This window comes from Vibrio sp. V39_P1S14PM300 (genome assembly GCF_009904765.1).
Classification (GTDB): Bacteria; Pseudomonadota; Gammaproteobacteria; order Enterobacterales; family Vibrionaceae; genus Vibrio; species Vibrio proteolyticus.
This window is the reverse complement of record NZ_WXWP01000214.1, coordinates 1-2158: the sequence shown is the minus strand read 5'-3', so window position 1 is coordinate 2158 and position 2158 is coordinate 1. Positions and strand designations below refer to the sequence as shown.

Sequence of the window (2158 nt, the reverse complement as noted above, 5' to 3'; positions counted from 1 at the left end):
GAACAATACAGAATTTTTCAGATTCCATCTTCATTCCCTCCGATTGGCACGCCTTTCATCACAGGCGTGGTAAATTTTTCGATCTAATGGTGATTGCGGCTCTGCGTTTGCATAAATACCACACTATTAATTATGAATTGGCTCTCAAAGTACACAAATAAGATTATCAATATAACTCCGCATTAAACCTGATCATCTATGATGGTCAGGCATAACAAAAAACATTTCTATCTATTATTTGCTTGCTGAGACGATTTATGAACACACCAAAAACCAATGCAAACGCAACATTGTGCTGCCCTTTATGCGAAAGTGAAGAATTTCTGATTTCGGAAAACAGTCACAATATGCTGTGCGCTCACTGTGGCTCCTTTCTGCAAAATATCAACCAGATCCATCGCACGGTCAGTAATTCAGGGCTAACTTCAGCTTCAACCAGTTACATTCACAACACCAACTGCACGTCACACTGAAACTGCACTGGCGGAAAACAATAAAGCCAAACTGATTCGCAGCTTGGCTTTATTTTCGCGTTATAACCATTGGGAGATATCCCTAAGATTGTCGATCGCGTGAACGGTGTGTGAGTAGGTTCTGGAGTGTGGTCCGAGTAACTGCAATGTCCTCACGCCAGCGCGCAGCCCGGCCTCCAACCCCTTCGGCGTATCATCGATATATAAGCACTCTTCCAGCGTAAAACCCATATTCATCGCAGAGTAACGAATGAGGTCTGGTTCCGGCTTCCAGCTATTGGTATCAAACGCAGAAAACACTTTACCTTCAAAATACGGCATTAACCCCGTCAAAATCAGGGCATGCTTGGTCTTTTCCTGAGGGCCGTTGGTAGCAACACAGTACTCAATGTGTCTGGAATCGAGCATCTGAAGAATGTCCTGAGCGCCATCCATCGCCTTAAGGCCGTGCTCAAAAAGCTTTTGAACTTCATCACGATAAAGAGGTTCCAGAACATCAATGGACACCTGAAGATTCAAATGATCACGTGTTTGAGCCAAAATATCCGCCAGCTTGCCCCCCTCAAAATTCGCCAGAGCATCTTCGTAGCGATATCGGGCACCAAAACTGTTAAACACATTGACCAGCGCCTCGCAGCACAATTTTTCACTATCGACTAACGTGCCATCACAATCAAAAATGACACATTTCACCTTTTTTTTATGCATTTAAGTCACCTAAGCTGCTAACGCTAAATTCGATAATAGGTGCTAATAGCCATGCATAAAGGATCCAGTTAACAGAAATAGTGTATTGCTCGGCGTGAATGACAAAAGTTCAGACAATATCACTCTTTCTCATTCATCAAGTATCAGCTTGTTCGATGTAAACGGTTTTCCCACTCTGGGGTAGCTGGCATTTTTGTGCCACGGAATACGCAAAAGCCTGAGCCAGTTGGGCATCGTTTCCTTGTGCTACCACATCAGAAATCAATGATGCCGACTCTTGTTGCGTAACAATAGCGCACGCGACAGGTTCACCAGACAGAAAGCCAAGGTAAAGGTCACACGGTGAGGAGTAAATAATTTGGGTGAAAAATTCGATCGTCAAAGCCTGTTCCTGCTCCCCTTCCCAAACCTGCGCCTGAAGCAAAGCAAACATCACCGTGAGGCGGTGAAAGTCGACCAGGAAAACGTCTTGCTTCGGAAACAGTGTGCTTCCTGTAAATTCATCCTGGCTCAATTCGTGGTAGGTAAATAATGCGGCTCGTTTTTGATACAGAGAGTGACCGTCAAGGCTTTCCTGAGTAGGAAATTCAACATCGATCTGACTGGCAAGCCAGTTATTTTTGAGTTCGGCGATAGCCTGCACAGAAGTTGCCATTGTCAGTCATCCCAAGTAAGGCTTAAAATCATGCAGGCAGCATACCACCCCGTATGTGATGAGCAAGCAGTTATTTTCTAAGCGTTTCTTTGTCTGAACAAACTGCTATCATGGGTAAAAACATTGACAGGAAAAAGAAATGCTAAAGAAAATCACCCTGATGTCTATGATTTCGCTCGGGCTGGCTGGCTGTAGTGGTGACGAGGTTGGTGACGTCAGCCTGGGATTATTCACGATGAAAGACATTAAACTTAACTACCTCCGGGACCCTATCGTCAGTGGCGTGACTTGCCACGTCGCCTCCATTGAAGCCGACTTGAGC

Annotated in this window: 3 protein-coding genes; 1 reads left to right on the top strand and 2 read right to left on the bottom strand. The window is 44.9% G+C overall.

Annotated elements, in window-relative coordinates:
* Positions 1-533: 533 nt before the first annotated feature.
* Both CAG65_RS10785 and CAG65_RS10780 read right to left on the bottom strand, forming a co-directional pair.
* A complete protein-coding gene (locus tag CAG65_RS10785) occupies positions 534-1181 on the bottom strand; it encodes an HAD-IA family hydrolase (protein ID WP_021705334.1) in 648 nt (215 codons plus the stop codon).
* A gap of 136 nt (positions 1182-1317) precedes the next feature.
* Positions 1318-1836 carry a flavodoxin gene (locus tag CAG65_RS10780; protein ID WP_202599346.1) on the bottom strand — a complete coding sequence of 173 codons (519 nt, stop codon included), beginning with the start codon at positions 1834-1836 and terminating at the stop codon, positions 1318-1320.
* A gap of 139 nt (positions 1837-1975) precedes the next feature.
* Between CAG65_RS10780 and CAG65_RS10775 the strand changes: the two genes are divergently transcribed.
* The coding region (locus CAG65_RS10775) for a CreA family protein (protein WP_202599345.1) at positions 1976-2158 on the top strand (183 nt) is incomplete at its 3' end.

Bases quoted from the DNA above. Each gene is read 5' to 3' on its own strand.
- CAG65_RS10780 (WP_202599346.1), bottom strand. From the start codon at position 1,836: ATGGCAACTTCTGTGCAGGCTATCGCCGAACTCAAAAATAACTGGCTT.
- CAG65_RS10785 (WP_021705334.1), bottom strand. From the start codon at position 1,181: ATGCATAAAAAAAAGGTGAAATGTGTCATTTTTGATTGTGATGGCACG.